At 66.5% G+C, this 25,832-nt stretch carries 23 protein-coding genes and 1 pseudogene; 10 read left to right on the plus strand and 14 right to left on the minus strand.

Translation table 11 applies throughout. The features are described 5' to 3' along the window. Positions 1 to 239: 239 nt before the first annotated feature. The 3 genes from murJ (at position 240) to rpsT (ending at position 3,517) form a co-directional block, all read left to right on the plus strand. Positions 240 to 1,799, plus strand: a complete 1,560-nt coding sequence (gene murJ, locus ASD71_RS09845) for a murein biosynthesis integral membrane protein MurJ (RefSeq protein WP_056562663.1) — start codon at positions 240 to 242, stop codon at positions 1,797 to 1,799. Between the two features lie 196 nt (positions 1,800 to 1,995). Then, the gene (locus ASD71_RS09850) at positions 1,996 to 2,964 is read left to right on the plus strand and encodes a FecR domain-containing protein (protein WP_056562665.1); all 969 of its coding nucleotides are present in this window, start codon (positions 1,996 to 1,998) and stop codon (positions 2,962 to 2,964) included. A 289-nt stretch (positions 2,965 to 3,253) separates the two neighbouring features. After that, positions 3,254 to 3,517 carry a 30S ribosomal protein S20 gene (gene rpsT / locus ASD71_RS09855; RefSeq protein WP_043542310.1) on the plus strand — a complete coding sequence of 88 codons (264 nt, stop codon included), beginning with the start codon at positions 3,254 to 3,256 and terminating at the stop codon, positions 3,515 to 3,517. Positions 3,518 to 3,688: 171 nt separating this feature from the next. Here the strand turns inward: rpsT and ASD71_RS09860 are convergent, their stop codons facing one another. Further along, positions 3,689 to 4,606: a LysR family transcriptional regulator gene (locus ASD71_RS09860; protein WP_056562669.1), complete on the minus strand. Its 918-nt coding sequence runs from the start codon at positions 4,604 to 4,606 to the stop codon at positions 3,689 to 3,691. A gap of 113 nt (positions 4,607 to 4,719) precedes the next feature. Between ASD71_RS09860 and lysA the strand changes: the two genes are divergently transcribed. Further along, positions 4,720 to 5,952: a diaminopimelate decarboxylase gene (gene lysA, locus ASD71_RS09865; RefSeq protein WP_056562671.1), complete on the plus strand. Its 1,233-nt coding sequence runs from the start codon at positions 4,720 to 4,722 to the stop codon at positions 5,950 to 5,952. Positions 5,953 to 6,060: 108 nt separating this feature from the next. Here the strand turns inward: lysA and garL are convergent, their stop codons facing one another. From garL to ASD71_RS09885, 4 genes are all read right to left on the minus strand, one after another. After that, on the minus strand, positions 6,061 to 6,828 hold the full coding sequence (gene garL, locus ASD71_RS09870; protein ID WP_056562673.1) for a 2-dehydro-3-deoxyglucarate aldolase: 768 nt from the start codon (positions 6,826 to 6,828) through the stop codon (positions 6,061 to 6,063). 16 nt (positions 6,829 to 6,844) lie between these two features. Next, positions 6,845 to 7,960 carry an Ldh family oxidoreductase gene (locus ASD71_RS09875; RefSeq protein ID WP_056562676.1) on the minus strand — a complete coding sequence of 372 codons (1,116 nt, stop codon included), beginning with the start codon at positions 7,958 to 7,960 and terminating at the stop codon, positions 6,845 to 6,847. A 48-nt stretch (positions 7,961 to 8,008) separates the two neighbouring features. Further along, complete coding sequence (locus ASD71_RS09880; protein ID WP_056562679.1) at positions 8,009 to 8,710, minus strand: FadR/GntR family transcriptional regulator; 702 nt, start codon at positions 8,708 to 8,710, stop codon at positions 8,009 to 8,011. 186 nt (positions 8,711 to 8,896) lie between these two features. Further along, on the minus strand, positions 8,897 to 9,826 hold the full coding sequence (locus ASD71_RS09885) for a dihydrodipicolinate synthase family protein (protein ID WP_056562682.1): 930 nt from the start codon (positions 9,824 to 9,826) through the stop codon (positions 8,897 to 8,899). Between the two features lie 235 nt (positions 9,827 to 10,061). On the opposite strand from ASD71_RS09885, the gene ASD71_RS09890 reads away from it, so the two are divergent. The 3 genes from ASD71_RS09890 (at position 10,062) to ASD71_RS09900 (ending at position 13,200) form a co-directional block, all read left to right on the plus strand. After that, complete coding sequence (locus ASD71_RS09890) at positions 10,062 to 11,063, plus strand: tripartite tricarboxylate transporter substrate binding protein (protein ID WP_056566714.1); 1,002 nt, start codon at positions 10,062 to 10,064, stop codon at positions 11,061 to 11,063. A gap of 75 nt (positions 11,064 to 11,138) precedes the next feature. After that, positions 11,139 to 12,110 carry a tripartite tricarboxylate transporter substrate binding protein gene (locus ASD71_RS09895; protein ID WP_056562686.1) on the plus strand — a complete coding sequence of 324 codons (972 nt, stop codon included), beginning with the start codon at positions 11,139 to 11,141 and terminating at the stop codon, positions 12,108 to 12,110. Between the two features lie 133 nt (positions 12,111 to 12,243). Continuing rightward, positions 12,244 to 13,200: a 2-hydroxyacid dehydrogenase gene (locus tag ASD71_RS09900; RefSeq protein WP_056562689.1), complete on the plus strand. Its 957-nt coding sequence runs from the start codon at positions 12,244 to 12,246 to the stop codon at positions 13,198 to 13,200. A 155-nt stretch (positions 13,201 to 13,355) separates the two neighbouring features. On the opposite strand, the gene ASD71_RS09905 is transcribed toward ASD71_RS09900, so the two are convergent. From ASD71_RS09905 to radA, 3 genes are all read right to left on the minus strand, one after another. Continuing rightward, a complete protein-coding gene (locus tag ASD71_RS09905; RefSeq protein WP_056562693.1) occupies positions 13,356 to 13,571 on the minus strand; it encodes a hypothetical protein in 216 nt (71 codons plus the stop codon). Positions 13,572 to 13,716: 145 nt separating this feature from the next. Then, complete coding sequence (locus ASD71_RS09910) at positions 13,717 to 14,496, minus strand: sulfite exporter TauE/SafE family protein (RefSeq protein WP_056566716.1); 780 nt, start codon at positions 14,494 to 14,496, stop codon at positions 13,717 to 13,719. 28 nt (positions 14,497 to 14,524) lie between these two features. After that, positions 14,525 to 15,886 carry a DNA repair protein RadA gene (radA, locus tag ASD71_RS09915; protein ID WP_056562696.1) on the minus strand — a complete coding sequence of 454 codons (1,362 nt, stop codon included), beginning with the start codon at positions 15,884 to 15,886 and terminating at the stop codon, positions 14,525 to 14,527. Between the two features lie 418 nt (positions 15,887 to 16,304). Here radA and ASD71_RS09920 point away from each other — a divergent pair, with 418 nt between their 5' ends. The 3 genes from ASD71_RS09920 to hpaI all read left to right on the plus strand — a co-directional run bounded on the left by ASD71_RS09920 (position 16,305) and on the right by hpaI (position 18,542). Continuing rightward, positions 16,305 to 17,042 (plus strand): hypothetical protein, encoded by a 738-nt coding sequence (locus ASD71_RS09920; protein ID WP_056562699.1) that lies wholly within the window; start codon positions 16,305 to 16,307, stop codon positions 17,040 to 17,042. Between the two features lie 200 nt (positions 17,043 to 17,242). Beyond that, positions 17,243 to 17,704 (plus strand): homoprotocatechuate degradation operon regulator HpaR, encoded by a 462-nt coding sequence (gene hpaR, locus ASD71_RS09925; RefSeq protein ID WP_056562701.1) that lies wholly within the window; start codon positions 17,243 to 17,245, stop codon positions 17,702 to 17,704. Between the two features lie 37 nt (positions 17,705 to 17,741). Next, complete coding sequence (hpaI, locus tag ASD71_RS27610; protein WP_082578847.1) at positions 17,742 to 18,542, plus strand: 4-hydroxy-2-oxoheptanedioate aldolase; 801 nt, start codon at positions 17,742 to 17,744, stop codon at positions 18,540 to 18,542. Positions 18,543 to 18,565: 23 nt separating this feature from the next. On the opposite strand, the pseudogene ASD71_RS28365 reads toward hpaI, so the two are convergent. The 6 genes and pseudogenes from ASD71_RS28365 to ASD71_RS09960 all read right to left on the minus strand — a co-directional run. Then, positions 18,566 to 19,768, minus strand: a pseudogene (locus ASD71_RS28365) (PepSY-associated TM helix domain-containing protein); the annotation flags it as partial. After that, positions 19,714 to 22,140: a TonB-dependent siderophore receptor gene (locus ASD71_RS09940; RefSeq protein WP_056562709.1), complete on the minus strand. Its 2,427-nt coding sequence runs from the start codon at positions 22,138 to 22,140 to the stop codon at positions 19,714 to 19,716. The gene ASD71_RS09940 and the pseudogene ASD71_RS28365, both read right to left, overlap by 55 nt. A 99-nt stretch (positions 22,141 to 22,239) precedes the next feature. Then, positions 22,240 to 23,223, minus strand: a complete 984-nt coding sequence (locus tag ASD71_RS09945) for a FecR domain-containing protein (protein ID WP_082578849.1) — start codon at positions 23,221 to 23,223, stop codon at positions 22,240 to 22,242. Further along, positions 23,223 to 23,771, minus strand: a complete 549-nt coding sequence (locus ASD71_RS09950) for a sigma-70 family RNA polymerase sigma factor (RefSeq protein WP_235512083.1) — start codon at positions 23,769 to 23,771, stop codon at positions 23,223 to 23,225. The genes ASD71_RS09945 and ASD71_RS09950 overlap by 1 nt, the downstream gene beginning before the upstream one ends. Before the next feature lie 76 nt (positions 23,772 to 23,847). Then, positions 23,848 to 24,828: a tripartite tricarboxylate transporter substrate binding protein gene (locus ASD71_RS09955; RefSeq protein ID WP_056562716.1), complete on the minus strand. Its 981-nt coding sequence runs from the start codon at positions 24,826 to 24,828 to the stop codon at positions 23,848 to 23,850. 63 nt (positions 24,829 to 24,891) lie between these two features. After that, positions 24,892 to 25,785 carry an MBL fold metallo-hydrolase gene (locus tag ASD71_RS09960; RefSeq protein ID WP_056562719.1) on the minus strand — a complete coding sequence of 298 codons (894 nt, stop codon included), beginning with the start codon at positions 25,783 to 25,785 and terminating at the stop codon, positions 24,892 to 24,894. Positions 25,786 to 25,832 lie beyond the last annotated feature (47 nt).

Below are 25,832 nucleotides of genomic sequence, written 5' to 3' on the forward strand. Positions count from 1 at the left end.
AAGTATGCCCCCACGCTTCACCCGCTGCGCGGGTTCTCTGCCCCCCGAGGGGGCGCTTTTCCCCTTGGGGCGGCCCGGCGGGGAAAGTATGCCCCCACGCTTCACCCGCTGCGCGGGTTCTCTGCCCCCCGAGGGGGCGCTTTTCCCCTTGGGGCGGCCCGGCGGGGAAAAGGCCTTCTTGCGGGCAGGGGCAGGTTCTTTACAGTTGCTGGCCCGCGTTTCTCTTCAGTAGTCCACCCATGAGCCTGTTCCGTTCGGCGGCCACGGTCAGCAGCTTTACGTTGCTGTCCCGCATTTCCGGCCTGATCCGCGACATCCTGGTGGCCCGCGCCTTTGGCGCCGGCCCCATTACCGATGCCTTCTGGGTCGCTTTCCGCATTCCCAATCTGCTGCGCCGCCTGTTCGCCGAGGGCGCCTTCGCTCAGGCCTTCGTGCCCATCCTGGGCGCCGCGCGCAACAACCGTTCCGAAGAAGAAGTCCGCACGCTGCTCGACCGCGTGGCCTTGCTGCTGACCGCCGCATTGATGCTGGTCACGCTGATCGGCATCGTCGCGGCGCCCTGGGTGGTGTCGGCCATGGCCAGCGGCCTGCGCGGCGCGGCGCGCGACACCGAATTTGGCGCGGCGGTCTGGATGACGCGGATGATGTTTCCCTACATCCTCTGCATGTCCCTGATCGCCTTCGCGTCCGGCGTGCTCAATACCTGGCGGCGCTTTGCGGTGCCCGCCTTCACGCCCGTGCTGCTGAACCTGTCCATGATCGGCGCCTGCATCTGGCTTGCGCCGCGCATGGACGTGCCGGTCTACGCGCTGGCCGTCGGGGTCATGATCGGCGGCGTGCTGCAGTTGGCCGTGCAATGGGTGGCCCTGGCGCGCCTGGGTCTCACGCCGCGCTTCTCGCTGCGCTTCCGGCAGGCCTGGGCCGATCCCACCGTGCAGCGGATTCTCAAGCAGATGGCGCCCGCCACGCTCGGCGTGTCGGTGGCGCAGATTTCCCTCCTGATCAACACCAATATAGCGACGTGGCTGACGCCTGGCAGCGTGACCTGGCTGTCGTTCGCCGATCGCCTGATGGAATTCCCCACGGCGCTGCTGGGCGTGGCGCTGGGCACCGTCCTCTTGCCCAGCCTGTCCGCGGCGCATGCCCGCGACGACCACGGCGGCTACAGCGCGCTGCTCGACTGGGGCCTGCGCCTGGTGCTGCTGCTGGGCCTGCCCGCTGCGGTGGGCATGGCCATGCTGTCGGACGGGCTGGTCGCCACGCTGTTCCATTACGGCGCCTTCAGCGCGCAGGACGTGCTGCAGACGCGCTTGGCCGTCATCTCCTATTCGGCCGGGCTGATCGGCCTGCTGGCGGTCAAGATCCTGGCCCCCGGGTTCTACGCCAAGCAGGACATCCGCACGCCCGTGAAGATCGCCATCGCCGTGCTGGTGGTGACGCAGTTGCTGAACGTGCTGCTGGTGCCGACGCTGGCGCATGCGGGACTCGCCTTGGCCATCGGACTGGGCGCCTGCCTGAACGCCCTGGCGCTGCTGATCGGGCTGCGCCGCCGCGGCGTCTACGTGCCCGGCGCCGGCTGGACGGTGTTTGCCTTGCGACTGGTGCCCGCGCTGGCCGGGCTGGCGGCGCTGCTCTGGTATGCGGACACGCGCATCGACTGGATTGCGCTGCAGACGCATGCCGGCCAACGCGCCCTGTTGCTGGCCGGCGTGCTGGCGGCAAGCGGCGTGGTGTACTTCGGAATGTTGTTACTGTTTGGATTCCGACTCAGGGATTTTGGACGACGTCCTAAGCAGTAATTCCGCCCGTTCGGGCTACATTGCCTTCAAAAAGCCGGCCAAACGCCGGCTTTTGGCATTAATTTCGTCAAGAATTGACAACCACCCCGTAATCTTTGGTAAAAAACCTTTATGATTTAAAAATTGCCACTGAGAGGACCCCCTGTAGGCCCCTGCCTGCGGGAAGCATGAATTGAAGTACGCCCAAGGACAACCCATGGCGGACCAGGTGATCAATTGGCTGCTGTTGCTGCGCTCCGGCAAGGCAACGGCCCAAGACTACAACGACTTCCTGGCTTGGCGAGCGGCCGATCCTGTCCATGAAAACGCCTGGCAGCAACTGACGGGCACCCTGGCAGGATCGTCGTTCGGCCGGCTGGGCGACGCCTACGCCACCGGCAGCGGCGGCGCCGCTGCCGCTGCCCAGTCGCTGATCCCGCCCCCGCCCGCCGCCATCGTGCCGCCCCGCCGCCGTTTTCTGACTGGCGCGCTTGCGCTCGCCAGTACCGGCGCGGCCGCTGCCTATGTCGGCAACGCCTTCTACCCGCTGAACAACGTTGCCGCCGACGCGGCCACCGCAACGGGCGAACGCCGCCGCTACCTGTTGTCGGACGGCAGTCAGCTCCTGCTCGACGCCCGCAGCCGCGTCAACCTGGACTTCACGCCCGCGTACCGTCAGGTGCGGCTGCTCGATGGCGCCGTCACGGTGTCCGTCGCGCCCGACGCCCGGCGCCCCTTCCTGGTGCAAACGGCTCAGGGCACGGTCCGCGCGTTGGGCACCCGCTACATGGTGCGCCAGCAGGCGCAGCGAACGGTCGTGGTGGTGCACGAACACGAAGTCGAAGTCGAAACCATGTCCGGCGCACACGGCACGATCCGCGCCGGCACCGGCGCCCGCTTCGACAATGCCCGTATGGACACGCCGCGCGCCGAGCTCATGGCCGAGGCGGCCTGGGAATCCGGCTGGGTCGATGCCCGTGGCCGCCCGCTGGGAGAAGTCATCGCCGCGCTGCGCCCGTATCGCAGTGGCGCCCTGCGCGTGTCCATGGCCGCCGGCGGCCTGCCCGTGTCCGGCCATTTCCCGCTGGACGATACCGACGCCGCGCTGGACAGCCTGCAAGACCAGATGCCCATCCAGGTGCGCCGTTTTACGCCCTGGTTCGTCTCGATCAACGTCGCCGCCTGACAACGACCGCCCTGAAGGTGTGCCGAGCGGCGCGGTTTCCGTTGTATAATCGATACCTAGTTTTTATCCAGTGGTTTGATCCATTGGTTTTATCGATAGGCGCCGCGAATTTTCCTCGAGTTTTCAAGAGGATCAGACGCAAGGGTTCTCCAACCCGGGAATGTTTCCCAGCAGCGCCCTCCCGCCCGGTTGACGGGCGCTCCATCGGTTGAAGCGACATTAAAAGCTTGCATTCCCCACGGGGCTTGCTACAATGTTCGACTTTGCCGAATTCAACTTACAAAGCAACATGGCCAATACCGCCCAAGCCCGCAAGCGCGCTCGCCAATCCGTTGAGCGCAACAAGCACAATTCCAGCCTGCGCTCGATGCTGCGCACCGCCATCAAGCGCGTTCGCCAATCCATCGCCGCTGGCGACAAGGCTGCGGCTGGCGAAGTGTTCCAGAAGGCCACCAGCGTGATCGATCGCGTGGCTGACAAGAACATCATCCACAAGAACAAGGCCGCTCGCCACAAGAGCCGCCTGGCTGCCGCCATCAAGGCGCTGGCCTAAGCCATTCTGCCGCCCTGGTCTTCCGGGGCGACACGAATACGGCAAATGAAGAAGGATGCCCACGGGCATCCTTTTTTGCTGTCTGCGCGGTTTGGACAGGCCAGTTTCCCGCGCGCGCCTCTGCCTGCGCGCAGGGCCGGCCCTTCGGCCGTGCCCCACCCTCTTACCGCTTCATGCAGATTCTGCTGCCGCGAGCCTGTCCTCAATGGCCGCCGCAGCGTCGCGCAGCGATTCCATGAAAGCGCCGACCAGCGGATTGCCTGGACGGTGTTCCGGAAACACCACGTTGACGCGAAACGGAAACGATTGCGTCAGCGGCCGGATGTGCAGCCCGCGCCCCACAAAGTCCAAGGCGGTCAGCGGGTTGACGATCGCCAGGCCCAGCCCTTGGCGCACGAACGTGCAGACGGACACCGCGGTGGGCGTTTCCACGATGGACCGGGGCAGCACGCCCGCCTGGGCGAAGGCTTCGTCGATCTGGACGCGGTAGGGATCGCTGGCCGACAGGCTGATGAAGGCCTGGCCCGCGAAATCCGCCAGTGCCACTGCCGTGCGCGCCAGCAGCGGATGACCGTCAGGCAGCACACAGACCTCGTCGACCTGCACCAGCAGTTCGAGCCGCGTGCCAGCGGGCGCCGAATCATGTTCGGTCAGGCCCAGATCGTAACGCTGCGCCGTCAGCCACTCTTCTAGCAATGGCGATTCCTGGGTTTCGACCGACAGGCTCACGCCGGCGTGGCGGCCATGAAAGCGTCGAAATGCGTCGGGCAGGATCGAATGCGAAAACGCAGGCAAGGTGATCACCGATAGCTGCCCCTCGCGGAACGCCCGCAAGCGGGCCGCAGCGGACGCCACGCGCTCCAGGCCGGCGTAGGACTGCCGCACCTCTTCAAAGAGCGCCAGCGCCGGCATTGTGGGCCGCAGGCGTCCGGCAATGCGTTCAAAGAGCGCGAAACCGATTGTCTGCTCCATGCGAGCCAGCTCGCGGCTGACTGTGGGCTGCGACGTATTGAGCAGATCGGCGGCCTTGGTGACGCTGCCGGCGATCATCACCGCCCGGAAGACTTCGATATGCCGATGCGTGAGCATCGCCCCCCCATATCAAGAATGAATCGGTCTTGGAAATTTAAGCATTTTACTGGATGGATAGGCCGAGGCATCATGCCGCCTTCACTTCCCTTCCCAAACGGTTTCCTTCCATCATGACCTTCGATCCGCGCCAGCTCACCCAACTTGCCGCCGAACACGGCACGCCGCTCTGGGTGTACGACGCCGCCGTCATCCGCGAACGCATCGCTCAACTGCGCCGCTTCGATACGATCCGCTACGCCCAGAAGGCGTGCTCGAACCTGCACATCCTGCGCTTGATGCGCGCGCAAGGCGTGGTGGTGGATGCGGTATCCCTGGGCGAAATCGAACGCAGCCTGGCCGCCGGCTTCGACCCGCGCAGCGAACCGGAAGGCATCGTCTTCACGGCGGACCTGATCGACCATGCCACGCTGGCCACCGCGCTCAAGCACGGCATCACGGTCAACGCCGGATCGCTGGACATGCTGTCGCGCGTGGGCGAGGCGTCGCCGGGCCATCGCGTCTGGCTGCGCATCAATCCGGGCTTCGGACACGGCCATAGCAACAAGACCAATACCGGCGGCCCGCAAAGCAAGCACGGCATCTGGATTGACGACGTGGCTGAAGCGGTTGCCATCGTCCGCCGCCACGGCCTGAAACTGGTGGGCGTGCACATGCACATCGGTTCGGGTGTGGACTACGGCCACCTGTCCAGCGTGTGCGACGCCATGGTGGACGTGGTGAAGGCGCTGGATCACGACATCGAAGCCATTTCAGCGGGCGGCGGATTGTCCATCCCCTACCGCGACGGCGAGCCGCGCATCGACTGCGATCACTACTTCGAGCAATGGGATGCGGCGCGCCAGCGCATCGCCCAGTATCTGGGTCATGAGATCCGCCTGGAGATCGAACCCGGCCGCTTCCTGATCGCCGAGTCGGGCGTGCTGGTTGCCGAGGTGCATTCGATCAACCGGCGTCCCGAGCGCGACTTCGCCCTGGTCGATGCGGGCTTCAATGATCTGATGCGCCCGGCCATGTATGGCAGCTATCACCGCATCTCGGTGCATGCGCCGGACGGCAGCGCCCCGCAGGACACGCCGGAAACGCGTATCGCGGTGGCCGGCCCGCTGTGCGAATCGGGCGACGTGTTCACGCAGAACGAAGGCGGCGTCATGTCCGACCAGTTGCTGCCGCGTCCGCGCATCGGCGACTTCATGGTCTTTCACAACGCGGGCGCGTACGGCTCGTCGATGTCCTCGAACTACAACAGCCGACCGCTGGCGCCGGAAGTCCTGCTGGACCAGGGCGAGGCGCGCCTGATCCGCCGCCGCCAGACGGTCGCCGAGCTGCTCGCGCTGGAAGAATAAGCCGCCTGTAAAAGCAAACGGCGCCGGACAGTGTGCCTGTCTGGCGCCGGCGTAACGGTTTCGCTTGCAACGGCCAGTGCCCCGCACGGGGCCTGGCACATCAAGGCATCAGGTCGGAAACGCCTCGCGCAAGGCGAAGGTTGCCTGCTTGAACACACCCAAGTCGGTCCCCACAGCCACGAAGTGCATGCCCATGTCCAGATAACGGCGCGCGTCGGCATGCACCGGCGCCAGGATGCCCACGGCCTTGCCTTGCGCGGTCACGCGCTGATGCAGGTGGCGGATCGCTTCCTGCACTTCGGGGTGGCCGGGATTGCCAATATGTCCCAGGGCTGCCGCCAGGTCCGACGGGCCGATGAACACGCCGTCCACGCCTTCGACGGCGGCGATCTCGTCCACCGCCTCGATGCCCGGACGGCTTTCAATCTGCAGCAGCACGCAGATGTTGTCGTTGATGGTGTGCAGATAGTCCGGCACCGTGCCGTAGCGGTTGCTGCGCATCGCGCCCGCCACGCCGCGGATGCCTTGCGGCGGGTAGCGCGTGGCGGCCACCGCGCGGCGCGCGTCCTCTTCGGATTCGATGAACGGAATCAACAGGTTGTAGAAGCCAATATCCAGCAGCCGCTTGATCTCGACCGGATCGTTCCAGGACGGACGGCCAACGGCCGCACTGGCGCTGCCCTGCAAGGCCTGGAGCTGCTGCAGGAACATCGGCACCTCGTTGGGCGAGTGTTCGCCATCCAGAAGCAGCCAGTCGAAATCGGCCAGGCCGACGAGCTCGGCGGTGATGTGGCTGGACATGCACATCCAGAATCCGATGAGCCGCTCGCGGGCCAGGATGCGTTGCCGGAAGCGATTGGGAAGAGGTGAATTCATAGCCGCCTTCATGTCTTTAAGAGAGGGGATCCAGCAGGTACGGCGTGCCCGCGCGGTCGCAGATGCCGAGCAGGCGTTCGGCCAGCGCCGCAGGAATCGGGATGCCCTCGCGCAGCCGGCGCATGCGCTCGGCCGCTTCGGGCTCACCCGCCACCAGCACAGGTTCGGCGGGATCGGCGGGCGGGGTGTCGTGCATGGCGTCGATCATGTCGTCCATGTCGCTCTCGAACGACCCGGCCGCCCGGAAGGCGTCGGGGTTGAGCGCCAGGAAGAAATGTCCGACGTCGTCGGGTTCACCCGGACGGCGCGTGGCCGCACGCCGCGCGGCGAACGCGCTGCCGCTGAGCGTGCCGCCCAGGATCTGCGCCATCATCGCCAGGCCATAGCCTTTGTGGCTGCTCATGGCGGTCGTGCCGCCCAATGGGGTAAGGCCGCCTTCCGGGTGCTTGAAGATGAACTGCATGGCCGCGTCGGCGTCCGTGACCGGCGCGCCCTGTCCGTCCACGGCCCAGCCCGGTGGCAACGGCTTGCTCAGGAAGTCATAGACCTTGACCTTGTTGGCCGCCACCGTCGTCGTTGCCATGTCGAGCACGAAGGGTTCGTTGTACGCCGCGGGTGCGCCGAACGCGATGGGATTGGTGCCCAGCATCGGCATCGCGCCGCGCGTGGGCACCATGATGACGCCGTTGGCGCTGCTGGTGACCAGCCCCACCACGCCGCGGTCGACGGCGATGCGCGCGTAGACGCCCGCCGCGCCGAAATGATGCGAGTTGCAGACCGCCACCGCGCCCACGCCGTGCTCAAGGGCCTTGTCCACGGCCAGGTTCATGGCCTGCGCCGCGACCGGATAGCCCAGCCCGCCCATGCCGTCGATCAGCGCGCTGGCGCCGCCGTCGCGCACCACACGGGCCCGCGCGTCCAGCCGCAGCGTGCCGGCGCGCCATTTTTCCTCGTACGCGGGCAGCATCGAGATGCCATGCGAATCGATGCCCAGCAGGTCCGTACGCGCCATCAGGCCTGCCGTGGTGTGGGCCAGGTCTTCGGCCATGCCCCAGGCCATCAGCACCTGCAAGATCTGTTCACGCACCTGCTCCACCGGCACGGCCGTGGCGATTGCTCCGTTCCCTGACACTGTCTGTCTCCTGTTGCTTTGTATGTGTGGCGGGCGTTGGCGGCGGCGTCAGTCCCGGTCGCGATCGACCAGCCTGTGGCGGGCCTGGCCCAGATGGAATTGCATGGCGACGCGCGCGCGTTCGCCGTCCTGTTCGCGGATGGCGTCCAGGATGGCGGCGTGCTCGTCCACGACGCGCTGCGCGCGCTGGCGCGAGCCGGTGCGCGTCAGATTGAGGGTCAGGCGCATGAAGCCGCTGATGGACTCATGGATGCTTTCCAGCACGCCCAGATAGAAGTCGTTGCCGCTGGCCTCGGCGATGCTGGCATGAAACGCCAGGTCCGCTTCGGCGGATACCTGCCCCTTTGCAAGCGTGTCGGCAAAGGCGGCGTGGGCCAAGGCGATCTTGCCGAGCTGCTCGTCCGTGCGCCGCAGGGCGGCCAGGCGCGCGGCATCGCCTTCCAAGGCCACGCGCACCTCTTGCGCGCGCAGGTACGCGCTGACATTCTGCACATCGTTGAAGGCTTTCAGGCGCGGCGCGGGCTGGTGGCTGACAAATGTGCCCAAGCCCTGGTGCGCGGTGATGAGACCATCGGCGCGCAGGCGCAGCAGCGCTTCGCGCACGACGGGCCGTGACACGCCGAAGCGTTCGGAGATTTCGTTTTCGGACGGCAGCTTGTCGCCGACGTTCAGTCCGCCGGACACGATCTGTTCGAAGATCTGCCCGTAAAGCTGGTCCGCCAGCCGCACCCGATGCCCGCGTTCCAGCACAGGCGCGGCGGGCGCTTGCGGCGCGTCGGGCTTGTGCGGCGTGGATGGGGGGGATGCCTTGGGTCGAGCCACGTAACCTCCTGGTAGTAGGGCCTGTCCGCGCGCGGGGAACAGGCCCTGGGAGATGGCTGCGACGCGCGGACGGCGCTCATCGTACCTGCATTGCGTCCGCCGCGCCGCAGGGCGTTACGCCGTGGCGGTTTCGCGGTCCCAGGCGGCCAGCGCACGCGCCACGGGCGCCACGCGTTCGCGCTCGGCGCTGGAGATGCCGGTCAGGAGCGGCAGCATCGGGCCCATGTCCGCCACGCCTGAGAGCGTGACGGCGTCGTGCAGCACGCGGATGGGGCTGATGCCATCGCGGCAATCTTCCAGACCCATGTACTGTTCGCGCACGGCTTCCGCTTCATCAAAGCGGCCCTCGTGCAGCAGATGCAGCAGGCGCATCGAACCGCGCGGCGCCACGCACACGGATCCCGAGGTGAAGCTCTTCAGGCCAAATTCACGGTAGTGCACGATGGCCGGGCGCTCGCCGATGCCGCTGACGACCCAGCGCGAATCCACGGCTTGCAGCAGCGAGGACAGGTAGGCATCCTCAGAGGGATTGTCGCGCACGACGGCGTATTTGAAGGCGACGAGGCGCCCTTCCTCGATCAGGCGCGCCGCGGTTTCCGGGGCCAGGTAGTCGGCCGACTTGATGTAGACCACCGCGGGCTTGCCCAGCGCATCCGTGAAACGGCGCACGCCGTCGGCCAGCCCCGCGTCGGTGTACGGAAAGGACATGGGCAGCAGCATCGCAGTCGGAAAGGCGCGCGAGCGCAGGATGGCGGCCTGATCCATCATCTTGCCGTAGTCGGGTCCCACCGAAGGCAGGATCCACGTGTCCGGGCCCGCCAGACTTGCCAGCATATCCACGATGCGTGCATATTCGCTCACGCCCACGTTGTAGAAATTGGCGTTGCCGCCATACATGACGTTGCGCACGCCGCCCGCTTCCAGGTGGCCGAGCAGCGCCTTGTTGGCCGATTCGTTCAGCGACAGATCGGCGTTGCGCGCCAGCGGCGGCACGGCGATGACCGAGCGCTGCAGATCCTGGGCGGTGACCGGGGTGGTTTTCATGGACGGGCTCCTGGCGAATGGGGTTGTCAGTGCAGTTGTCAGATAAGTAAGGTGAAAAAAGTATACTTGGTTGACAAGCTATAGCTCAATACCTATATTTGTTTTACAAGTAGTTCGGCAGCACACAAGTCGCATGAGGCGCGGGCCGCATGCGGCTTTGAGCTCCCGGCTCGCCGGGAGCGGAATACCCCCAGAAACGATGCGCGGCCACGCGCACACCGAGGAGACGAATTCCATGCATGCAGCCCCTGTGCGAGGCCGGTTTCTTGCGGCCGCCCTGCTGACGGCCACCGCCTTTGCCCTGCCGGCCTCGCCGGCCTTCGCGGACTACCCCGAACGCGAAGTCAAGATCATCGTGCCCTTCCCCGCCGGCGGCACCGCCGACATCGCCGCGCGCGTGGTGGCGGCCGAATTGGGCAAGAGTTGGAACAAGCCCGTGGTCGTGGACAACAAGGCGGGCGCCGGCGGCAACGTCGGCTCGGCCGAAGCCGCGCGCGCCACGCCCGACGGCTATACCTTCCTGATGGGCACGGTCAGCACCCACGCCATCAATCAGTCCGTGTACGCCAAGCTGCCGTATGACCCGGTCAAGGATTTCGTTCCGGTGACGCTGGTGATCCCGGTGCCCAACATCCTTGAGGTCAACCCGAAGTTCGCCGACAAGCACGGCATCCGCAACGTGGCGGATCTGATCACGTATCTGAAGGCCAATCCCGACAGCGTCAACATGGCGTCCACGGGCAATGGCACGTCCACGCACCTGTCGGGCGAACTCTTCCAGAGCATGACCGGGACACGCATGACGCACGTGCCTTACAAAGGCAGCAGCCCCGCGCTCACCGACGTGATGGCCGGACAGGCGGACCTGATATTCGACAATCTCCCCTCTTCCATGGGCTTCATCAAGGCCGGCAAGCTGCGCCCGCTGGCCGTGACGACCGCTAGCCGCTCGCCCGCCTTGCCCGACGTACCCACGATGGCCGAAGCCGGCGTGAAGGGTTACGAGGCATCGAGCTGGTTCGGCCTGCTGGCCCCGGCCGGCACTCCCCCCGCCATCGTCGAAAAAGTCCAACGCGACGTCGCGGCGGCCTTGCAGCAGGAGCCCGTGCGCGCACAGCTCCAGGCGCAAGGCGCGACCCCGTCCGGCAACACGCCCGCCCAGTTCAAGCAGTTCATGGCCCAGGAAACCGTCAAGTGGGCCGACGTTGTGAAGAAATCCGGCGCCAAGGTCGACTGACCCTGCACCGATCCGGGGCCCGTCCGCAACGCGTGAGCGGCGGGCTCTTCATCATCACGCGAACCAGGAGACACCATGAACAAACTGATCAGCGCCGTATTCGCGGCGGGCGCCGTTGTGCTTGGGTCGCCGGCGGCCCATGCCGCCGGTTACCCGGAAAAGCCCGTCACCATGATCGTGCCCTTCGTGCCAGGCGGGTCGTCCGACATTACAGGGCGCTCGGTCACGCCGGCGCTGTCGAAGATCCTGGGACAGACCTTCGTCGTCGAGAACAAGCCGGGCGCGAACAGCGCGATCGGCGCGCAGGCGCTGGCCCGCTCCACGCCCGACGGCTACACCATGATGGTCGGCTCCATCGGCACCTTCGCCATCAACGAAGCCCTGTACAAGAATCTGTCGTACAACCCCAGCAAGGACTTCACCTACCTGACGCAGGCGGTGCGCAATCCCAACGTGCTGGTCGCGGCCACGTCCTTTCCGGCCAGCACCGTGGCCGAGCTGGTCGACTACGCCAAGAAGAATCCGAACCGCGTGTCGTACGCCTCGTCGGGCACGGGATCGTCGGATCACCTGTCGGCCGTGCTGTTCCGGCAACGCACGCAAAGCACCGGCGTCGACGTGCCGTACAAGGGCGGCGGCGCCGCCATTGCGGACCTGATCGGCGGACAGGTCAACGTGTCCTTCCAGAATCTGGGCGCGGTGCAGAACCACATCAAGGCGGGCAAGCTCAAGGCGCTGGCCATCACGGGCGACACGCGCGCGACGGACCTGCCCGACGTGCCGACGCTGGCCGAGGCCGGCATCAAGGACATGGTCGTGTATTCCTGGCAGGGCTTTGCCGTGCCCAAGGGCACGCCGCAGCCGGTCGTCGACAAGCTGGCCGAAGCCCTGCGCACCGCGCTGCGCGAACCGCAGACGCAACAGACACTGCAAGGCTTGGGCTTTGAAGTGGTCGCCAACACGCCGCAGCAGTTTGCCGACTTCCAGCAGGCCGAGGTCAAGCGCTGGAAGGACGTGATCCAGAAAGCCAACATCCAGCTGGAGTAAAGAGACGGGATGCCCGAGCGCGGGCATCTTTTCGTCCGGGGCCTGTCCCGTCGCCACGAAGGCAGGACGGGCCCGCAGCATCCCTGCTTGAATCAAGTAGCATGAAACCTTCGCCACCCAACCGTACGACAACATGACCACCAAGCAACGCATCATCCAGGTCGGCTCGCTGGCCGGCTCTCCCTCCGCCAACAAGCGCCTGGCCGACGGCTATGACGTCATTGAATTGTGGAAGTATCCGGATCGCAAGGCCGCGCTGGCCGAGCACGGCAAGGGCGTCACCGCCGTCGTCACGTCCGCGAACTTCGGCGCCAACGCTGAGCTCATCAACGCGCTGCCGGACCTGAAGGCCATCTGCAGCTGGGGCGTGGGCTACGAGACGATCGATGTCGAGGCCGCGCGCAAGCGTGGCGTGCTGGTCAGCAATACACCGGACGTGCTGACGGATTGCGTGGCCGATCTGGCCTGGGGCCTGTTGATCGCCGGCGCGCGCCGCATGGGCCAGGGCGAACGCTTCGTGCGTGCCGGCCAATGGGGCCAGGTGCACGGCAGCATCCCGCTGGGGTTGCGCGTCAGCGGCAAGAAGCTGGGCATTGTGGGCCTGGGCCGCATCGGCGAAGCCATCGCCAAGCGCGGCACGGGCTTTGACATGGATGTGCGCTATCACAACCGCAAAAAGCGCGACGACGTCGACTTCGGCTACGAGGCCTCGCTGACGGACTTGGCCAAGTGGGCCGATTTCCTGATCGTGGCGACCGTCGGCGGTCCGAGCACGCGCCATCTGGTGAATCGCGGGGTGCTTGAGGCGTTGGGCCCCAAGGGCATCATCGTCAACATCGCACGCGGTCCGGTCATCGACGAAACCGCGTTGGTCGCCGCGCTTGAAGACGGCAAGCTGGGTTGCGCCGCGCTCGACGTGTTCGAGCACGAGCCCAAGGTGCCCGAAGCGCTGATCAAGAGCGACAAGGCCGTGCTGCTGCCGCACATCGGCAGCGCCACCGAAGAAACGCGCCTGGCGATGGAAAACATGATGCTGGAAAACCTGCAGTCGTTCTTTGAAACCGGACGCGTGATCACGCCGGTGGAATAAGCGAATGCGGCCGCCGCGCGCGCGGCGCGCGGCTCGAATGCAGAAACAAAAAAGCCTCTCGGCGCCCATACCGAGAGGCTTTCGACTTTCCGGCCCCCGCGTGTCCGGTCAGTCTTCGTCGCGCAGAGGAACGTGGGCGTTGCCGCCCGGCGCGGTTACTTCGTCGGCGTAGTGGCGCCGGACTTGTGGTTGGTCGCTGCGCCTGCCGAGTGCTTGGCGGACGACTTGTCAGCCTTGTGATGCTTGTGATGCGCCTGGGTCTTGGTGTCGCCGGACTTCGCGCCAGCCGCGAAAGCCGACGGTGCGGCAGCGAGGCCGAGGCACAGGGCCGAGGTGGAAAGAAACGCAGCAATGCGGGAGTGAGTCGTCATGTAAGTACTCCTGGTTGGTGAAGGGCAGATGCCCTCTTCCGATACGGGGCGGCACGATGCCGCAAGTCCCGTATGCGGTTGGAAGCATGCCCCGCCAGAAGGTTCAACGCGGAACCACAAATTTTCTGTCACTCAAGAATTGTTGCTATCCCTCGAACGCCAGCAACGCGACGGTCGCGAACAACATCAGTGCAAAGCAAGCTCTCAGCTTTCGTTCAGGAAGCCGGTAGGCAAGCCGCACGCCGATGGGAACGAAGATGAGGCTGCCGATCGCGAGCGGCGCGCCCACCATCCAGTTGGCCTGCCCTGCCCACGTGTACGTGATGAGCGCGATCATGGAACCGGGTATCACCATGCTGAGCGCGAGGGCTTGCGCGGCGGTTTGCGGCAGGCGGAAGACTGACGTGATGATGGGAACGGCCAGCACCGCCCCGCCCACGCCGAAGAACCCGCCCAGCGTGCCGCACAGGATGCCCAGCACGCTGGCGCGCCGCGGCGTGAAGACGGGCGTGGCGCGGGTAGGCGGCGGCGCGTGGCGGGCCGCCGGGCGCGAGGCGCGCCACGTCTGCCAGACGTAGAACAGCGCAATGAAGAAAAGGAACACCGCGAAGCTCTGGCGCAGCAAGGTCGAGTCGATGCCCAGCGCCATCTGCGCGCCCACCCACGTGAACACCACGGCGCCCGCTGCCCCGGCGAGCGCGACGCGCTTGTCGATGCGCGTCTGCTGGTTGTACTTGCGCACGGCCATCATGATGGTCGGCAGAACCATGATGAGCGCCGTGCCCTGCGCAAGCTGCTGCGACATTCCCATCAGCAGGACCAACGCTGGGATGGCGATCAGCCCGCCCCCGATGCCCAGCACGCCGCCCATGAAACCGATCATGCAGCCGGCGGCCAGGCATGCGGCGATGACGAACAGACTCACGTATTGCTCCAACCAACGACGCCGCGCATCAGCGCAGCTTTTCCAATGCCGCGTCCAAGCGGTCCACCGCCCAGATCTCCAGGCCTTCAATAGGCTGGCGCGGCGCGTTGGCCTTGGGGATGAGCGCCACCGAGAAACCGAGCTTGGCGGCTTCACGCAGGCGTTCCTGCCCGCGCGGGGCGGGACGGATTTCGCCGGCCAGACCGATTTCGCCGAAGGTGATCAAACCGCGCGGCAGGGGACGGTCGCGCAGCGAAGACATGATGGCTAGCAAGACCGGCAGGTCGGCTGCCGGTTCGGTGATGCGCACGCCGCCCACCGCATTGACGAAGACGTCCTGGTCGAAGGTGGACACGCCCGCATGCCGGTGCAGCACGGCCAGCAGCATGGCGAGACGGTTGCCTTCCAGGCCAACCGTCAGGCGGCGCGGATTGGGCGCGTGGGAGCTGTCGACCAGCGCCTGGATTTCGACCAGCAAGGGGCGCGTGCCTTCCTGCGTGGCCATGACGCACGAGCCAGCGACCTGTTGTTCGTGTTGCGACAGGAACAGGGCAGAGGGATTGGCCACACCGCGCAGGCCGCGGTCGGTCATGGCGAATACACCCAGCTCGTTGACGGCGCCAAAGCGGTTCTTGAACGCGCGCACCAGACGGAACGACGAATGCGTGTCGCCCTCGAAGTACAGCACGGTATCCACAATGTGTTCCAGCACGCGCGGGCCGGCCAGCGCGCCGTCCTTGGTGACGTGGCCGATCATGACGATTGCGATGCCCGTCTGCTTGGCTAGCCGCGTGAGCTGCGCGGCGCATTCGCGCACCTGCGACACCGACCCCGGCGCCGCCGTGAGCTCGCCGCTGTACAGCGTCTGGATCGAGTCGATGACGGCAACCGACGGCTTCTGTTCCGACACCGCGGCCTGGATGGCTTCGAGGCGGATTTCGGCCAGCAGGTTGACGTTGCCGGTTTGCAAGCCGAGCCGGCGCGCGCGCAGCGCGACCTGTTCGGCGGATTCTTCTCCCGTCACGTACAGCACATTGGTGGACTCGGACAGCGATGCCAGCGCCTGCAGCAACAGCGTCGACTTGCCGATACCAGGATCGCCGCCGATCAGCACCACCGCGCCGGCAACCAATCCGCCGCCGAGCACGCGGTCGAATTCGTCCAGGCCGGTGGGCGTGCGCGGGGTTTCGCGGGCTTCGATTTCGGACAGGCTGCGCACGGGGCTGGACGAGGCCAGCGGCGCATAACGGTGGGCAGCGGCCGCGGGCGCGGAGGACTCCACGGTTTCTTCAAGCGTGTTCCAGGCATTGCAATGCGGGCATTTGCCCTGCCACTTGGGGGTGGTGCCGCCGCAATCGGCGCACACATATACGGTTCGGGTTTTTGCCATGCGCGAAAGTGTACCCGGCAACCTGTTAGCGCTGCGCCAGTACAGCGACCGTTTTGACACGCTGATCGCGTGCGTCTGAAAGGCATTTCTTTCAGACAGCTTTCACAAACAGGGACGCACAGCAGTTACATGATGCAAACACAAGAAATTTCCTGCCCGATCCGTTGCAAATCGCGCATAATCGCCAGGTGCAGCGCATATTGTCGAACCGTCCCAACCGGACGGCATACTCCACGATGGACGTCCTTGCGACGCACTCTGTGGGGAATCGCGGCGCAATCACTCGCGGCCTTTCACGAGACCGCCCGAACCGGAACATGACCCCAGCACGACCAGACGCCGGACCACCGGCGCGGCGCACGCAAAGGTCAAACGCGGATACGCTGTGCCACCCGGCGTATGTGCGAGGAGTACGCGCATGAGCATTACCTATCGCCCCCCTTTTGACGAAGACGATGAACGGGATCTGCGCGCCCTGTACCGCAAGCCGGGCCCCGGCGCCAATCCGGAACTGGATGCCGCGGTACGACGCAGATGGCACCCCGGCCATAGCTGGCATCCCGGTTGGGGCGCCGCCGCCTGCGCCGTGATGGTCGCAGGCCTTTTTGCATGGACCGACATGCGTGAGGCCATCGACGACACCGAGCCGCAAATGCAATTGGTGGCCGTTCAAGAAAGCGACACCGCGCAAGATGCGTCTTCCGCATCCGCCACGCCGGCCAGCGATCCATCGCCCCTGCGCCGCGTCGTCGCCCTGCAGCAAGAGCCGGTCGCCCCGGCCCAGGCCGCGGTGATGCAGCCTGCGGTGATGCAGCCCACCGTGACGCAGCCCGCAGCGAGCCAACCCGTAGCGCCGCACTCTGCAGCGACGTCATCCGCCGTGGCCGCTGCGCCCGCCGAAGCGGCCACGGCTGCCGCTGAAACTGCCGCGCAGGCACCCGCACAGACGGCCGCTCAGGAAACGCCTGCGGAAGCGCAGCAGGTCGCCGCCTTCACCGAGCAAGATATCGAGGCGCGCGTCGCCCAGATCCGCGGCCTGATCGTGGACGACCGCGAAGAAGACGCCGTGCAGGCGTTGCGCGAGTTGCAGCGCGGCGCGCCTGATTTTGCGCTGCCGGACGACCTGCAAGAGCTGTCCCGCCAGAATCCGGCGTGACACCCGGGGCCGGCACCGCGCCGGTCCCGACGCTCTGCCCTGCCACATCCCTACGCTGGCCTTTGATCTGGCCCTGCTCCGGCCCCTGATTCGCGCCCCTGACCTGCCCCCCGCCCCGGCCCGCCGCCACACTGGCGCAGGCCGCGCGCGGGCTTGAAGAATTGAGCATTTTTTGGGCGGCTCTTGCTAACATAGCCGCCATGAGTCCGAGCTTCCACCACCGCAATCTTCCCCATTTGCTGCTCTACGCGCGCGAAACGCTGATGGCGCATTTCCGCCCCATTCTGCACGCAGCCGGCGTCACCGAACAGCAATGGCGGGTCTTGCGCACGTTGAGCGAGGTGGGCTCCCTGGAACCCAATCAGATCGCCCGCGCCTGTCAGATCCTGAGCCCCAGCCTCACGCGCATGCTGGCCGGCATGGAAGAGCAAGGGCTCATCAAGCGCACGCGCTCCAGCGCCGACCAACGCCGCCAGGAAATTTCCCTGACCGCCAAGAGCAACAAGCTCATCGATCGCATGCGGCCCCAGGTCGACGCGAAGTACCAGGAAATCGAAGAGCGGATCGGCAAGGAACTGCTGGAGCGCCTGTACGCCGATGTGGACGCGATGGTCGACCTCATCAAGCGCGACGGCCCCTCGCGCGATGCCGGTACGCCTTGAACGTCAACCCTCCTCCCTCCTACCCGATCCCCAGTCCATGGACCTCCTGACCAACACGTTCAAGCAAGCCCTGCGCGACGGCAAACCTCAGATCGGCCTGTGGGCCGGCCTGGCCAGCGCCTATACCTCGGAAATCCTTGCCGGCGCCGGATTCGACTGGCTGCTGATCGACGGCGAGCACGCACCCAATACGCTGGACTCCACCCTTGCCCAATTGCAATCCGTGGCCGCCTATCCGGTCGCGCCCGTGGTGCGTCCGGCATGGAACGACCCGGTGCAGATCAAACAGATTCTGGACACGGGAGCGCAGTCGGTGCTGGTGCCCATGATCCAGTCCGCGCAAGAAGCCGCCGCCGCCGTGGCGGCGGTCCGCTATCCGCCGCAGGGCATCCGTGGCGTGGGCAGTGCGCTGGCGCGCGCGTCGCGCTGGAACCGCATTGCCAACTACCTTGAACGCGCCAACGACCAGATGTGCGTGCTGGTGCAGATCGAAACGCCGGACGGCATCGCGGCGCTGGACGAGATTCTTGCCGTGGACGGCGTGGATGGCGTCTTCATTGGACCGGCCGATCTGTCGGCCAGCATGGGCTATCTGGGCCAGCCGGAACATCCCGTGGTCGAGAAGACCATCGACGACGCCATTGCGCGCATCGTGCGGTCCGGCAAGGCGGCTGGCATCCTGCACAGCGGCGTGACGCAGGCCAGGCACTACCTGTCCTTGGGCGCGACCTTCGTGGCGGTGGGCGTCGATGCGGTGCTGCTGGCGCGCGCGGCCGAAGCGTTGGCGGGCGAGTTCAAGGAACTGGCTGCGGTCGCCGCGAGCAAGGGTCCGTACTGACGCGCACGGCGGCGCGTCCACCACAGCCAGACGCCGGTCACGCTTAGCGCCAGCGTGACCACGCCGACCAGCGCCACCATCAGCTGCAACGGCCAGCCCCAGAACGCCGCCATGTGCAGGCTGGTCAGCCAATGCTTGACGGTGTCACCGGCGGCCCGGCCCGTTGGAAGATGGCTGCCCGCCAATTGCCCATCCACCGCATTGAACACGACCGACGTGGCCCCGCTGCGCGCGCGCAGATCCCGGCTGCTGCGCACGCTGTAGCGATACAGCTTGCGGCGCGCATCCAGCGCCAACCAGTGTTCGCCGAGCACGACGAACCCCTCGCGGGCAGCCAGCGCGGCCATCAGCCGCCGCCCCGTATCGCGAGCTTGCGCGGGCGGCATCGGGTCGCCCGCGCTTGCCGCGGCCGCGCGCCGGGGATCGGCCTGATAGCTCAGCGCGGCGCGCATCACCGGATCGTAGACGGTCGGCAGGTTGAGTGCGACGCTGCTCCATGCCATCAGCGTCAACGCGGCCCACAGCCACAGCCCCCCGGCCCGATGCAGATCGAAATTGCGCTTATGCGGACCGCCCTGCCAGCGAATCCGCCAGGCGGGCGCCCAACGCTGCCACGCGGATGATGCCGTCTTGCGCACGCGGGTTCGCGCCGGCAGCGTGAGCCACGCGCCGACAAATCCATCGAGCGTCCACGCCAATGCGACGATGCCGAGCAACAGCTCGCCGATGCCCTCGAACAGCAGCGCCGTATGGAGCCGATGCAGGAACGGCATCAGGTTGCGCAGCCCTTCACCCAGATCGCCCCATCGGCGCAGGCCCAGGATGGCGCCGGTATACGGGTCGACGAATACCTCGTGGAGCACCGGCGCGGCCGCGCCCGCCTCGGGCAGCCAGACCGGGAACGGCACGCTGCGGCCAGCCTGCGCGCCGAGCGGCGTCGCGGGCATCACCGCCCCCGGCACGAATCGGGCCACGTGGTCACGCAGCGTCAACGCGTCCAGCCGTGCGGCATCCGCCGAAGACGGCGCCACGCGATGCAATGCCGGCGCGGCCGCGGCATCCAGCGTGTCGTACCAGGCCAGCGGGATGCCGGTCAGCGCCACCAGGCAAAGAAAGCCGGCCAGCACCAGGCCGGTCCAGCGATGCAGCCGCAGCAGCGCGGCGCGCAGGCTCACCAGCGGTAGCTCACCGTGCCGATGATGCGGCGCGGCTCGCCGTAGTCGCACACGCCGTTGTAGCAAATCGACGGGAAGTAGGTCTTGTCCGTCAGGTTGGTGACGTTAAGCGCATAGAGCCACGGGCCGCTTTCATAACTGACGCGCGCATCGATCAGCGTGTAGCCCGCGCCGCCTAGTGAACCGCTGGACGGCCGGTCGGGACGCGCCGACACATAGCGCAGGCCGGCGCCGGCCTTCAGCCCCATCAGCACCCACTCCGACAGGTTCACGTCGGTCCACAAGGAAGCCGCGTGGCGGGGTGTGTTGAAGCGCTCGCCCTCTTCGCCCGGCAGATTGCTCTTGACCACCCGGGCGTCGGTGTACGTGTAGGCTGCAATCACATCGACCTGCGGCGTGACGCGTGCGCGCGCCTCGATCTCCAGACCGCGCGAGCGCACCTTGCCGGTCTGCACCAGAAAGGTCGGATCGACCGGATCCGGCGTGAGCACGTTCTTGCGCTCCAGATTGAACAGCGCCGCGCTCAGCATGACGTCTTGGCCGGCGGGCTGGTATCGGATGCCGACCTCGTACTGCGTCCCGCGGCTGGGCTCGAAGCTGCCTTCGGTGCGGTCACGCCCGCTGGTGGGTTCGAACGACTGGCTGAAGCTGACATACGGCGCCAGGCCGTTGTCCGCCAGATACACCACGCCGGCTCGGCCGGTGAAGGCGGTGTCCTTGTCGTTCGAATTGGTGGACGGCGCGTGCAAGGCGCGGTTCTCGGCGCGCACGTTGTCATATCGTCCGCCCAGCAGCACCACCACCTTGTCCGCGATCTTCAGCTGATCCTGCAGGTAGATGCCAAGGCGATGCTCGTTGTTGCGGCGCTGCTGCCAGGGCAACACCACGACATCGCCGGGCAGGTACACCGGGTCGAAGACGTCGATGGGCCGCAGATTGCCGCGCAGGCGATCGCTGTTGTAGGTGGACCGCGTGTAGTCGAAGCCCGCAAGAATCGTCTGCGTCACGGCCCCCGTTTCGAACCGCTTTTCGATGTTGGTGTCGATCGTCTGCACCGTGGTGCGGTCGTCGAAACCGCGTGCCGACCGGGACACCCGCCGCTGCGTCGCGGCGTCCACGTCGCCTTGCAGCAGCACGTAGCGCATGGTCAGGTCCGCGTCGTAGTAGCGCATCGAGGTGCGGAATTTCAGCGTGTCATTGAACGCATGCTCGATCAGCACGGCCAGCGACGTCGATTCGACATCGAAGCGGTTGTTGTTGGGCTCGCCCAGAAAGCGCGAACGCGGGATCTGTCCGTTCGGGTTGGTCCAGAGCGAGCCGGTGACCGGCACCTCGGTCGGATTGATCGTCTTGATGCGCTGATAGTTGGCCAGCAGCGTGACTGAGGTGGCCGCTGACGGGCGCCACGTCAACGCGGGCGCGATGTAGGTGCGATCGTCGGCGCTGTAGTCGATGAATTGCTTGCTCTCGCGGAACAGGCCGGTCAGGCGATAGGACCACACCCCGGCCTCGTCGATCGGACCGCCGATGTCCGCCGAAATCTGCCGGCGGTCATAACTGCCGCCGTCCAGATTGATCTCGCCCATCGTTTCGCCGGGCGGACGCTTTGTCACGGTATTGACGATGCCGCCCGGCGCCGCAGCCCCATACAGCACCGATGACGGCCCCCGCAGCACTTCGACCCGCTCCAGTCCGTATGGCTCCTGCTTGCCGTTGTACTGATTGATCATGTAGCGCATGCCGTCGCGGTAATAGCTGCCGGTCTGCGGGTTGGCTTCGAAACCGCGGATGCTCATCGTGTCTTCGAACATCGAGCTCTTGGCGACGATGCCGGGCATGATGCCGGGCGTATAGCCCAGCGCCTCTTGCAGGTTCTGCGCCTTCTGAACGCGGATCTGCTCGGCGCTCACCACCGAGATCGACTGCGGCGTTTCGATGATCGGCGTATCGGTCTTGGTGGCCGTGGCGCTGTTCGTGGCGGCGATGCCCAGCACCGGGCCATCCGGGCGTTCGACCTGGGCGGTCACCGCGATCGGTTCCAGCAGCGTCACGTCCTGGCGGCCTTGCCGCAGGACGAAGCCGCCATCGGGCAGACGTTCCGCCACGAGACCGGTGCCGGTCAGCAGCGCGGCCATCCCTGCCTCGGGCGAATATCGACCGCGCACGCCGGGGCTTTGCCGGCCGCTGCTCAGATCACCGTGGCCGCTGACAAAGAGGCCAGCTTCGGCGGAGAACAGGTTGAGCACCTGGCTCAACGGCCCGGCTGGGATGTCGTAGTCGCGGACCTGCGTCTGTGCGGACTGCGCATACACGGCGCTTAGGGGCGCCCCGCCGCTCAGCATCACGCCGATGGCAAGCGCCAGCGGGGCGATGCGCGCGCGGCGGATCGGACGGATGGAAAAAACAGTGAGGGGGTTGGTCATGCCACGGATCCGCGATATGGGTGTTGAATTGCCCATAGGCCGGATGAGCGCGGCAAAAGCGGCAAACTATTTTGTAACAGCGGTGGGATCAGGGGGCTTTCAGCGCGGTTGCAGCGTCGTCCACCAGGGCAGCGGCTGGCTGATACGCACCGGCAGGGCCTCGCTTAACAAGCGCAGCGCGCGGTCGCTGTCATGCAGCGGGAATGTGCCTGTCACACGCAAGTCCGCCACGTCGCTGGCACAGCCGAGATGACCGCGGCGGTAGCGCGCCAGTTCCGCCACCACCTGCGCCAGCGGCGCCTCCTCGAATTGCACGATGCCGCGCGTCCAGTTGTGGTCGTCGGCCCGCAGCGTTGCGGGCGCGTCGATGCCTTGCGATCCGCCGCGCATCCGCATGCCGGCGTCGACCCGAACCCCCGCAGGCGGCGCGCCCGCGAAATGTGCCTGCACCGCGCCCTCCAGCACGGCGAGCGTGGTTTCGCCGTCAAGGCTGCGCACGTTGAACCGCGTGCCCAACGCCTGCAACCGCCCTTCGGGCGTGTCCACCACAAACGTGCGATCCGGGTCAGCCGCGGTGGCGATCATGATTTCGCCGCGCAGCAGCACCAGGCGGCGCTGGTCGCGGGTGTAATCGACCTTCACGGCGGTATCGGTATTGAGTCGAATCTGGGTGCCGTCGGCAAGCCGGCTTTCTTTCGATCCGCCCACCGGGGTGACCAGATCCGCCTGCCACGCCGCCCAGGTTCGGCGGCCGGCCGGCGACTGCGCCACGCCCAGGCCCAAGAGTCCCGTCGCGCCCGCGATCAGCGCAACCGTCAACAACCGGCGGCGCTCGCGCCGGCCCTGCGCGGCGGCATTGAGGCTGGCCACGCTGGCCTCGCGGCCCATCGGCTGCGCGATCAGCGCATCGAACTGCGCGCCCACGTCCTCGACGCGTTGCCACGCCCGGCGATGCGCGTTGTCGGCGTCCATCCACGCCTGCCACCGTGCGCGCTCCCGCTCGCTGGCCGCCCCCGAGCTCAGCAACGCATACCAATGCGCGGCGGCCTCAAGAATGCGCGGGTCGACAGCGGCGGCGCCCATCACCGTCCTGCCTCATCGCCGTGAAATCCAACGGGTTGCAGATCGGCGTCGAGCAGAAAGCACAGCATGGCTTGCGCGATGTCCTTGCGCACCGTCCGCTCGGACACGCGCAGCTCCGCCGCGATGGCCGGATGCGTCATGCCGTGGATGCGGTGCATCAGGAAGGCGGCGCGCGCACGCACGCCCAGGCGATGAAGCTTGCGGTCGATTTCGACCAGTGCCTGGAGCGCCTGGAGTTGCACTTCGGGGGATGGGTGGGTGACTTCGGGACGCGATGCCAACGTGTCGGCCCACGCCAGTTCAATATCCCGGCGGCGCCAGAAATCGACCAGCAGGCCGCGCGCGATCGTGGTCAGGAATGCCCGGGGCTCGCGCACATCGGCAATGGCGTGCCGCCGCACCAGCAAGGTCAGGAAGGTGTCCTGCGTGAGGTCGGCGGCCTGATGATTGTCTTGTAGACGGCGATTCAGCCATTTCTGCAACCAGCCGCAGTGCGCGGTGTACAGGGCGGAAAGCGATGCGCCAACTGCGTGCTCTCGGTCCGACACGGCGAGCATCCATAATGGAAATGATATTTATTATTATACAAACAATGGATGGTCCGATCGGATGGGGGACGCGACGTCAGTCCAGCACCACGCCCGACTCGCGCACCGCGGCCTCCCACTGCCGGGCCTCGTCGCGCCACGCCTTGCCGAACGATGCGGGCGTGTCCTGTCCGGGAACGAAGCCGTTGGCAAGGTAGGCCTGCCGCACCTCGGGCAGACCCAGCACCTCGTGCAAGACGGCTGCAAAGCGCCCGATGCGGTCCGGCGGCGTGCCCTTCGGCGCGGCAAAGCCCCACCAGTTGCCCTGCACCGCGTCCGGCATGCCGGCCTCTTTCGCGGTCGGCACGTCGGGCAACGCGGCAAACCGTTCCGGCGAGGCCACCGCCATCGCCCGAACCTTGCCCTGCGGCACATAGGCGGCCGCAACGCTATAGCCACCGATGTAGAGCTGCACCTCGTTGGCCAGGAGCGCCTGCACACCGGGCGCCGCTCCCCGGTAGGCAATGTGCGTCATGTCCGCACCCATCGCCTTCGACAGGCGATACGCCGACAGGTGCGGCGTCGTGCCCATGCCTGGCGAGCCGTAATTGAGCTTGCCCGAGTGTGCGCGCGCGTACTGCTGGAACTGCCGCCAGTCGGCAGCCGGCGCCTGCGCGCTGACGTAGACGAAGGCGGGCACGTCCGCCAGCTTGCCCACCGGCGCCAGATCGGTCAGCGGATCGAAGCCGAGCTTGCGGTACAGGAACTGATTGATGACGAAGTTGTTGGCCGCGCCCAGCACCAGCGTGTAGCCGTCGGGCTTGGCGCGCGCCACGTCCTGCATGCCGATGTTGCCGCCCGCGCCGGTCTTGTAGTCCACCACCACGGGCTGGCCCAGGCGCTTTTCCAGCAGCGGCTGGATCTGCCGCAAGGCGATGTCGCCCGCCGCGCCCGGCGCGTACGGCAGCACCACGCGGATGGGATGCTCGGGATACTGGGCGCTGGCCGCAGGCGGCACAAGGGCCAGGGCCGGGGCCAGCGCGGCCAGGACGGATACGGCACAAGCTCGATACGGCATCGTGTTCTCCCTGGCCGTCCCGGCGTCGCTGTCCGGGCGGCCGGCCTTGCAACGTTTCGGGTGCTACAGGTCGATACGCATCAGATCGTGGGCCAGACGCAGCGGACCCGGGTAGTGCTTGCGGATGTCGGACACGATCTCATCCATCAGGTGCGGCCCCATGAGTTCCACGGGCAGATGCTTGGCCGCCGCGCGCTTGAGGACCGGACTGGTGGAATCGAAGTGGCCGAAGTGCGTGGCCACCAGGCTTTTCACATTGGCCTCGCGTGCGATCTTGCCCAGGTCCGTCGGGCTGGTGTGGGCATAGGTGCCGACGCCGGTCTTGGCGCGGTGCGCGATGAACGACTCGGGAAAGGTGCACTCGTGGATGAGCAGGTCCGCATCCTTGGCCAGGCGCACCATCGCCGCACAGGGCGCGGTATCGCCGCTGAAGGCGATGACCTTGCCTTCCGCCTCGACACGCACGCCGAAACATTCGCAGACATCGCGCGGAATGTGTTCCACCCAATCCACCGAAATGCGCACCTTGTCGTCCTCGAACACCACGCCGGGACTCACCTCGCGCACCACGGGCCGCATCGCTTCCAGATTGCGCTGGCGCACGGGGTAAGCGGCGCGCGCCTGGAAATCGGTGTGGTACGCACCGTTTTCGAACAGGTGGTCCACGAAGTGCTTCGTGCCCTTCGGGCCCAGCACCAGGGGCGAGCCTTCCTTATTCAGAATCCAGCTTGAAATGACGAAATACGGGTAGTCGCAGATGTGGTCGTGGTGCAGGTGGGTCAGAAAGACAAACCCCACCTTGGCGGGATCGACATTGGCCCGCACCATCTGCCGCGTCGCGCCCTCGCCGCAGTCGAACAGGTAGTGCCGGTCGTCGTCCAGCGTCAGCAGAATCGCGGACTGCGCCCGGTCGGGATCCGGCAGCGCCGCGCCAGTCCCCAGCATGGTGATCTTCATCGGCAACCTCTCTGGTCAAAAGCATGGGCTCGCATGAGCACGAAGCC

Source organism: Achromobacter sp. Root565, assembly GCF_001427425.1.
GTDB classification, from domain to species: Bacteria; Pseudomonadota; Gammaproteobacteria; order Burkholderiales; family Burkholderiaceae_B; genus Achromobacter; species Achromobacter spanius_D.

Coding starts and splice junctions, on each gene's coding strand:
- murJ (WP_056562663.1), top strand. CDS start 240: ATGAGCCTGTTCCGTTCGGCGGCCACGGTCAGCAGCTTTACGTTGCTG.
- ASD71_RS09850 (WP_056562665.1), top strand. CDS start 1,996: ATGGCGGACCAGGTGATCAATTGGCTGCTGTTGCTGCGCTCCGGCAAG.
- rpsT (WP_043542310.1), top strand. CDS start 3,254: ATGGCCAATACCGCCCAAGCCCGCAAGCGCGCTCGCCAATCCGTTGAG.
- ASD71_RS09860 (WP_056562669.1), bottom strand. CDS start 4,606: ATGCTCACGCATCGGCATATCGAAGTCTTCCGGGCGGTGATGATCGCC.
- lysA (WP_056562671.1), top strand. CDS start 4,720: ATGACCTTCGATCCGCGCCAGCTCACCCAACTTGCCGCCGAACACGGC.
- garL (WP_056562673.1), bottom strand. CDS start 6,828: ATGAATTCACCTCTTCCCAATCGCTTCCGGCAACGCATCCTGGCCCGC.
- ASD71_RS09885 (WP_056562682.1), bottom strand. CDS start 9,826: ATGAAAACCACCCCGGTCACCGCCCAGGATCTGCAGCGCTCGGTCATC.
- ASD71_RS09890 (WP_056566714.1), top strand. CDS start 10,062: ATGCATGCAGCCCCTGTGCGAGGCCGGTTTCTTGCGGCCGCCCTGCTG.
- ASD71_RS09895 (WP_056562686.1), top strand. CDS start 11,139: ATGAACAAACTGATCAGCGCCGTATTCGCGGCGGGCGCCGTTGTGCTT.
- ASD71_RS09900 (WP_056562689.1), top strand. CDS start 12,244: ATGACCACCAAGCAACGCATCATCCAGGTCGGCTCGCTGGCCGGCTCT.
- ASD71_RS09905 (WP_056562693.1), bottom strand. CDS start 13,571: ATGACGACTCACTCCCGCATTGCTGCGTTTCTTTCCACCTCGGCCCTG.
- radA (WP_056562696.1), bottom strand. CDS start 15,886: ATGGCAAAAACCCGAACCGTATATGTGTGCGCCGATTGCGGCGGCACC.
- ASD71_RS09920 (WP_056562699.1), top strand. CDS start 16,305: ATGAGCATTACCTATCGCCCCCCTTTTGACGAAGACGATGAACGGGAT.
- hpaR (WP_056562701.1), top strand. CDS start 17,243: ATGAGTCCGAGCTTCCACCACCGCAATCTTCCCCATTTGCTGCTCTAC.
- hpaI (WP_082578847.1), top strand. CDS start 17,742: ATGGACCTCCTGACCAACACGTTCAAGCAAGCCCTGCGCGACGGCAAA.
- ASD71_RS09940 (WP_056562709.1), bottom strand. CDS start 22,140: ATGACCAACCCCCTCACTGTTTTTTCCATCCGTCCGATCCGCCGCGCG.
- ASD71_RS09945 (WP_082578849.1), bottom strand. CDS start 23,223: ATGGGCGCCGCCGCTGTCGACCCGCGCATTCTTGAGGCCGCCGCGCAT.
- ASD71_RS09955 (WP_056562716.1), bottom strand. CDS start 24,828: ATGCCGTATCGAGCTTGTGCCGTATCCGTCCTGGCCGCGCTGGCCCCG.
- ASD71_RS09960 (WP_056562719.1), bottom strand. CDS start 25,785: ATGAAGATCACCATGCTGGGGACTGGCGCGGCGCTGCCGGATCCCGAC.